The sequence below is a fragment of the Amycolatopsis sp. NPDC059027 genome, from assembly GCF_042739735.1.
Lineage (GTDB): Bacteria > Actinomycetota > Actinomycetes > Mycobacteriales > Pseudonocardiaceae > Amycolatopsis.
Window position 1 is genome coordinate 1 of the sequence record NZ_JBHYIK010000147.1, and the last position, 6857, is coordinate 6857.

Annotated in this window: 8 protein-coding genes and 1 pseudogene; 5 read left to right on the forward strand and 4 right to left on the reverse strand. The window is 70.3% G+C overall.

What is annotated here, in order from left to right; genetic code table 11:
- Both ACFWY9_RS44490 and ACFWY9_RS44495 read right to left on the reverse strand, forming a co-directional pair.
- A pseudogene (locus tag ACFWY9_RS44490) lies at positions 1-224 on the reverse strand (HNH endonuclease); the annotation flags it as partial.
- 285 nt (positions 225-509) lie between these two features.
- Positions 510-962 (reverse strand): winged helix-turn-helix transcriptional regulator, encoded by a 453-nt coding sequence (locus ACFWY9_RS44495; RefSeq protein WP_378325678.1) that lies wholly within the window; start codon positions 960-962, stop codon positions 510-512.
- An 86-nt stretch (positions 963-1048) separates the two neighbouring features.
- On the opposite strand from ACFWY9_RS44495, the gene ACFWY9_RS44500 reads away from it, so the two are divergent.
- Positions 1049-2263: an MFS transporter gene (locus tag ACFWY9_RS44500; RefSeq protein ID WP_378341730.1), complete on the forward strand. Its 1215-nt coding sequence runs from the start codon at positions 1049-1051 to the stop codon at positions 2261-2263.
- Here ACFWY9_RS44500 and ACFWY9_RS44505 read toward each other — a convergent pair.
- Complete coding sequence (locus ACFWY9_RS44505) at positions 2257-3150, reverse strand: LysR family transcriptional regulator (RefSeq protein ID WP_378341731.1); 894 nt, start codon at positions 3148-3150, stop codon at positions 2257-2259. The genes ACFWY9_RS44500 and ACFWY9_RS44505 overlap by 7 nt on opposite strands.
- A 94-nt stretch (positions 3151-3244) precedes the next feature.
- Here ACFWY9_RS44505 and ACFWY9_RS44510 point away from each other — a divergent pair, with 94 nt between their 5' ends.
- The 3 genes from ACFWY9_RS44510 to ACFWY9_RS44520 all read left to right on the forward strand — a co-directional run bounded on the left by ACFWY9_RS44510 (position 3245) and on the right by ACFWY9_RS44520 (position 5280).
- Positions 3245-4333: an alcohol dehydrogenase catalytic domain-containing protein gene (locus ACFWY9_RS44510; protein ID WP_378341732.1), complete on the forward strand. Its 1089-nt coding sequence runs from the start codon at positions 3245-3247 to the stop codon at positions 4331-4333.
- 150 nt (positions 4334-4483) lie between these two features.
- Positions 4484-4891: a RidA family protein gene (locus ACFWY9_RS44515; RefSeq protein WP_378325684.1), complete on the forward strand. Its 408-nt coding sequence runs from the start codon at positions 4484-4486 to the stop codon at positions 4889-4891.
- A gap of 53 nt (positions 4892-4944) precedes the next feature.
- Positions 4945-5280: a hypothetical protein gene (locus ACFWY9_RS44520; RefSeq protein ID WP_378325685.1), complete on the forward strand. Its 336-nt coding sequence runs from the start codon at positions 4945-4947 to the stop codon at positions 5278-5280.
- 31 nt (positions 5281-5311) lie between these two features.
- Here the strand turns inward: ACFWY9_RS44520 and ACFWY9_RS44525 are convergent, their stop codons facing one another.
- A complete protein-coding gene (locus tag ACFWY9_RS44525) occupies positions 5312-6028 on the reverse strand; it encodes a haloacid dehalogenase type II (protein ID WP_378325686.1) in 717 nt (238 codons plus the stop codon).
- Between the two features lie 131 nt (positions 6029-6159).
- On the opposite strand from ACFWY9_RS44525, the gene ACFWY9_RS44530 reads away from it, so the two are divergent.
- A complete protein-coding gene (locus tag ACFWY9_RS44530) occupies positions 6160-6804 on the forward strand; it encodes a class I SAM-dependent DNA methyltransferase (protein ID WP_378341733.1) in 645 nt (214 codons plus the stop codon).
- Positions 6805-6857 lie beyond the last annotated feature (53 nt).

Consider the following 6857-nt stretch of genomic DNA (forward strand, 5'->3'; position numbering starts at 1 on the left):
TCGGCGTAGGGGATGTTCAGCGTCTCCTGCAACAGACGGACAAGGCTTCCGTACCCGGTGGTATCGCGGATGCCGCGTCGTTCGAGTTCGGCCATCACCTCGCCCTGCACAGCGGCCTCACGCCGCTGCACGGATTCGGACTCGAGGAGTCGTGTCAGCAGGCAGTCGACATCGACGCGCCACCACTCGGTGCGCGTTGCGGAGGTGCTGCTGTCGACTGCCACGACATCAACGATACGCCGCCCGATCGAACATGTGTGCTATCGATCGGGTGAACCTGCGACACGCAGTTTTCCTTGCTGCGCAAGGGTTTGCGCGTAATCCATACGCCGGTGTCCCGAAAGCTCCGTTGGGGACGGTGAACGTCCTGAACGACGCGTTCGGGACATGAGGCCGGTCATGGCCTGCTGCCCCGGAGTCGATGCGGCGGCCCGGTGGAGGTTGGTCTCGCGGCACACGCGATCGCCGCCCCGGCCCACATTCGAGACGGCCGGCGAACCCTGCGGCGGCTAGTCCACTTTGTACACTCGGGTGGTTGCTGCGCTGAGCGGGTTGCCGTCCCGGCTTTCGGGGCGCAGTTCGGCGACGGGCTTGCCGTCCGTGCCTTTGAGTACGGAGTGTGGCTCATCGGCACCGAAGGCGTGGCGTTCCCCCCACTGCCTCAACGCGACGATGGCGGTGAAGAGATCCTGCCCGGCTTCGGTGAGCTCGTAGGCGTGCCGCTTGCCGCCGGGGGTGGTGCTGGTCGCGAGGATCCCGTGGTCGACGAGCTTGCGGAGGCGGTCGGTGAGGATGTTCCTGGCGATCCCGAGGCGCCGCTGGAATTCGGTGAACGTCGCCGCGCCGTCCATGGCGTCGCGGACGATCAGCAGGCTCCATCTGTCGCCCACGAGGTCGATCGTCCGGGCGACGGGGCACGTGGGATCGGTCCAGTCGCGGCCGGCGCCGAGCGTTGTGGTCATGGACACACCTCCTGATCGGTTGCATTTTGAAACCGTTGCTGCCTACGCTGACATGGTTGCATATTGCTACTGATTGGGGATCCGTGGTGGCAGGAGTCACGAGATCGTGGCGGCTGGTCCTGGCGCTGGTGTGCGCCGTGGCGGTGTCGACGATCTACGCGATACAGCCGGTGCTGGAGGCGGTGGGCAGGGACCTCGGCCTGGCTCCGGAATCGCTGGGCCTGCTGGTCGCCGCCGGGCAGATCGGCTACTTCGCCGGTCTGGTCCTGCTGGTGCCGCTCGGGGACATGCTGAACCGTCGTCGGCTCATCACCGGGCATCTGGTGCTCACCGCGGTGGGGGCCGCGATCGCGGCGGCCGCGCCGAACGGTGTCCTCGTGGCGGTCGGCCTGGCGGTCGCGGGCGTGTTCGCGGTCGTGGTGCAGATAACGGTCGGCTACGTCGCCGCAGTCTCTTCGCCTGCCGAGCGGGGCGGCAACATCGGCGCGGTCACTTCTGGCGTGGTCATCGGCATCCTCGGTGTCCGCGTCCTCGCCGGGGTACTGGGTGACACGCTCGGCTGGCGCGCCGTGTACGTGCTGCTGGCCGTGCTGTGCGTGGTGCTCGCCGTCGTCGTCCGGGCCGGGCTCCAGTCGGACACCAGGACGACCGGCGAACGCTACGGGAGGGTTCTGGCGTCCATGGGACGTCTCGTGCTCACGGATCGGCTGTTCCTGAGCCGGGGCCTGATCGCCTTCTTCCTCTTCGCGTCCTTCGGAACCCTCTGGAGTGGGCTTTCGCTCCCGCTCGGCGCCGATCCGTGGAACTTCGGCACCACGGAGATCGGACTCTTCGGAATGGTGGGTCTCGCCGGAGCGCTCGGCGCCGCCCGTGCGGGAAAGTGGGCCGACGGCGGTCGCGCGCAGCCGATCAGCGGGTGGTCGCTGGTGCTGCTCGCCGTGTCCTGGCTGCTCATCGCCCAGACCGGCGGGCCGACTCTCTGGTTCCTCATCGCGGGCATCGTCCTTGCCGACTTCGCGGTCCAAGCCGTGCACGTCAGCAGCCAGCATCTGTTGACCACGGCGCACCCGAACCGGGCCAGCAGCGTCATCGGCGCCTACATGGCCTTCTATTCCCTCGGCTCCGCGTTCGGCGCGGTCACGACCACCTGGGCGTACGGTGCCTGGGGATGGTGGGCTTCCTGCTGTGTCGGCGCCCTCTATGCGTTGTGCGCCTTGGCCGTGTGGGGACTGGCCCGGCGCAGCGGCACCCTGTGCCCCACTGTCCACTCTGGACTGACCAGGGAATCCTGTGCTCATTGAGGTGCCGTGATCGCGGAGGTGACGGCGATGATCGCCGGTGATGGCGGGCCGGGAAGCCGCGCCACGAGGACTCGGCGGATCTCGCGGGGCGCGCCGTCGACCCGCAGCATGGCCACTCCGGAAGGCAGCACCGCCGCCAGGCGGGAGGGGACCGTGGTGACGCCGAGGCCGGCCGCGACGAGATGCAGTTTCGTCAGCCAGTCGCGTGCACTGTGGACGATGCGGGGCCTGCCGGGCAGGCCGGGCCACGCGCCCAGCATCGGTTCGGAACCTGTTGCCGGGGTTGCGATCCAGTCGACGTCCAGGAGTTCGTCGACGTGGACCGATGCGCGACCGGCGAACGCGCCGGTGGCCGGGGCGGCCACGAGCAGTTCGGTGTCTTCGACGGTTTCGACGTGCAGGCGCGGCGATTCGCCGTCCGGGGGCCGATGGGGCGGGCGGGAGGTCAGCAGGGCGAGGTCGATCGAGCCCGCCCGAAGCGCCCGGACCAGGCCGGGTGTCGTGCCCTCGCGCGTGGTCACCCGGACCTGAGGACTCGTCGCGGTCAGCCGGGCCAGCGCGGCGGGCAGCAGTACCGCTCCGGCGCTCAGGAGGACACCGAGCCGGACGCGCTCGCTCCGTGGCGCAGTGCCGGTGAGGTCGCGCTCGGCCGCGGCCACGGAGCCGAGGATCGCGCGGGCGTGCCGCAGCAGCGTCAACCCCGCTGGAGTGAGCCGCACCCCGCCGGGGTGTCGTTCGAACAGGGTCGCGCCCACGCTCCGTTCGAGGGCCACGGCCTGGCGGGAAACCGCCGACTGCGTGTAGCCGAGCCGCGCCGCCGCCGCGGTGAAGCTGCCCGACTCGGCGATCTGGCGCAGCACGCGCAGGCTCACGCTCGAGAAGTCCATGCCTATCACGCATACCAGCAATGCGAGATCTTCGCTTGGCGCATGCCCGTGGCGCTTCTAGCGTCGAGATCGGCGAAACGAGGAGGTCATCGGTATGCGTGCGGCGGTATTGACGGAGTTCGGCGTCCCCCTGACGGTGCGGGAGGTACCGGACGTCGAGGCCGGAGGCGGCGAGGTGGTGGTCGAGGTGCTCGCGGCGTGCGTGCTCCCTTACACCCAGGAAGTCTTCAGTGGCAAGAGAAACTACCCGCTCGAACCGCCGGTCGTGCCCGGGCTCGGCGGCATCGGGAGGATCGTCGGTGTCGGCCCGGACGCCACGAAAACGCGCGTCGGCGACCTCGTGTGGTGCGACTCGACAGTACGCTCCCGGGACGACGCCCTCACCCCCGACATCATGTTGCAGGGCTGGAGTTCTCGTGGCGAAGGCGGCGCGAGGCTCGCCCGGTATCTGCACGACGGGTCGTTCGCCGAGCTCATGCGGATGCCGACGGAGAACGTGCACCCGCTGCCCGCGTCGGCGGCGGACGACCCCGCGCGCTGGTCCGCGCTCGCTGTGCACGCCGTCCCTTACGGCGGGCTGCTGGCCGGTGGTCTCGAAGCCGGCGAGACGCTTCTTGTCAGCGGTGCCACGGGAAACTTCGGCAGCAGCGCGGTGGCGGTCGGGCTCGCGATGGGAGCGGGCAGGGTCGTCACCCCGGGACGGAACCGGGCCGCGCTGGATCTGCTCGCCGATCGTTTCGGCGCGCGAGTGCGTCCGGTCGAACTCACCGGTGACGAGGACACCGACCGCGCCGCGATGCGCGCCGCGGCCGATGGCCCGATCGACGTCGTGCTGGACCTGCTTCCGCCACAGGCACCCGGCACGGCGACGAGAACCGCCGCCATGACCGTGCGCGAACGCGGCCGTGTCGTGCTCATGGGCGGCGTCGGCATGCTCGGCGGCGCCGATCTCGCGCTGCCGTACCCGTGGCTCATGCGGAACTCGATCACCGTGCGCGGGCAGTGGTTGCACCCGCGCACGGCGAACGTCGGCCTGATCCGGCTCGCCGGATCGGGCGCGCTGGACCTCGGGGCCGAGCGCGTCGAACGGTTCGGCCTCGACGAGGTCAACGACGCGATCGCCCACGCCGCCGCGCACGGCGGTCCCTTCGATCGCACCGTGCTCACCCCCGCGGACCGGTGAGTTCGATCGTCGCCCGGCCCAGCGCGGGAGCACGGCGGCGTTCTCGCTCGGGGAGGCCGCGGCCGTGCGCGAACCGAGTGAGAGCCGTCATGCCCGCGGGAAAATTGTGCTAGTGATCTGTGGTCGCCTTCGACGAGTCGAGGAGGAACCATGATCCGGCGTTGGAACCCTGATACCGTGGCCGCACCGCTCGGGGCCTACAGCCATCTGGCGCACGTGCCCGCCGATCACGAGCTGGTGGTGATGGCGGGCCAGATCGGTGTGCTGCCCGAGGGTGGTCTCGCAGGTGAGGACGTGACGGCTCAGACCGAGGCGGTGTACGCCAACATCGAGCGTCTGCTGGCGGCGGCGGGCGCCGGGCCGCGGCAGCTGGTGAAGGTGTTCAGCATGGTGGCGAGCACCGAGCATCTGCCGGGCTACCGCGCGGCGATGAGAGAGGTCTTCAGCCGCTGGTTTCCCGACGGTGACTGGCCCACCCACTCGATGATCGTGGTGGCGGCGCTGGCGAAACCGGAACTCCTCGTGGAGGTGGAGGCGCTGGCCGCGGTTCCCCGGTGACGGCGGGGTCCCGCCGAAGTCCGGGGTGAAGCGTTCGGTCGAAGGAGGGGCGCATGGACGAGGTCGATCTTCACGTCCACGTCGGCAAGGACCTGAACGGCGACGCCGCGGTTCGTGGCATGGTCGCGTCGACGTTCGGGCTGGTCGGCGAACTCCCCGGCGTGGTCACCACGGGATGCGGGATGCGGGTGCCGCGTGCGAGGACCTCCGGGCTCCCGGAGCGGGTCACCTGCCTGGCCTGCCGCGAACACGCCGTCCGGGAACACCTCGGCCGGGCCGGCCAGATCGAGCGGCTGGCCGGGCTGCCGGGGACGGACATCAGCGGCGCGCAGGCGCGTTCGGTCGCGGACTGGCACCGCGAGCGTGCCAGGAAGTTCGCCGGTTCCTGAGCCCGTGCGGGCGGCGGGCTGACGCGTACCGCTACGACGTCGCCCTCGGTCCACCACGTTCAGCCGTCAGCGCGGTGGCCAGTTCGTCCAGTCCGGTGCACCGCCAGTCGAAGACATCGGAACTCGACGGCGCGTCCCCGATCGGGCGCTGGACGTAGGCGGTCCGCATCCCCGTCGCCTGGGCGCCGCGGAGGTCCCAGGCGTGGGCGGCCACCATGAGCACGCGTTCCGGCGGGCATCCGGCGGCGTCGAGGGCGAGCTGGTAGACCTCCGGCGCCGGCTTGTAGGCCAGGGCGGCTTCGCCGGACAGGGCCTGGTGCCAGCGCAGCCCGGCGTGGGCGGCCAGCCGCGGCAGAGCGGTGCGCCCGGCATTGGAAAGCCCGAGCACCGGGAATTGCCGCGCCAGCCGTTCGAGACCGGCGGCGGAGTCGGGCCAGGGTGGCAGGCGCTGCCCCGCGGTGGCCAGCCGCGCGATGGCCGCCGGATCGGTGAGCCCGGCACGTCCGGCCACCCGCTCCGCTGCCTCTCTGTCGATGACCTCGCTGCCGGCGTACGTGCGGTGCCCTTGCGCGATGCGTCGCTGCTCCTGCTCGACGTGCTCCTGCCAGGCCGTGAACAGCTCGTCGACGGCCGCGTCGTCGGCCGCGGGCACCGCGTCGCGGATGGCCGCCCGCAACCCGCCGGGTTCGTCGACCAGCGTGCCGAGGACGTCGAAGACCACGACCTCGATGAGGGGGCTCTCGGTCATATGTTCCCCCGTTCCGCGCTCGCGTCACCAGTTTGACAGGTGATGATCATGCCTCAGTGATGCGTCACCGGTCAAGGCGGTGATGGGGGATCGCGACCGTCAACGCCTCGGTATCCCCTACCGTGTCCGGCATGGGGACGGACGACTGGCTGGCCGATACTCGAACCTCGTACGACACGGTCGCGACGACCTATGCCGGCCAGGTGCGCGGCGCTGTGGCCGGGCACCCGTACCTGCGATCGGTGCTGGCCTTGTTCGCGGACCTGGTGCGAACCGCGGGCGGCGGACCGGTGGCGGACATGGGCTGCGGCCCCGGGCACGTGACCGCCCAGCTACACGAACTCGGCATCGACGCGTTCGGCGTCGATCTTTCGCCCAGGATGATCGACATCGCCCGGCGCGAAAATCCTGGCCTGCGGTTCGAAGTGGGTTCGATGACCGATCCCAGTCTCGCCGATGGGTCGGTCGCCGGTCTCCTTGCGTGGCAGTCGTTGATCCACATCCCGGACGACGAGATCCCCGCGGTTTTCGGGCACTTCCACCGGGCCTTGCGGCCGGGCGGACCGCTGCAGCTCCTGTTCCATGTCGGCACCGGGTCGCGGGTGAAGACCGAGGGCTATGGCGGTCACCCGATGAAGGTCCACGTCCACCGCCGTCAGCCGGAGCAAGTGGCGGCCTGGCTGCGCGATGCCGGATTCACCGTCGAGGCCCAGCTACTGCTCAACCCGGACGAGGACGCGTCACAGGCCATCCTTTCTGCGCGCCGCCAATCCTGACTTCGGTGCGGTGGCTGGGGTGCGGGCTGCCTTGCGCGGATCGCGCGCAAGGC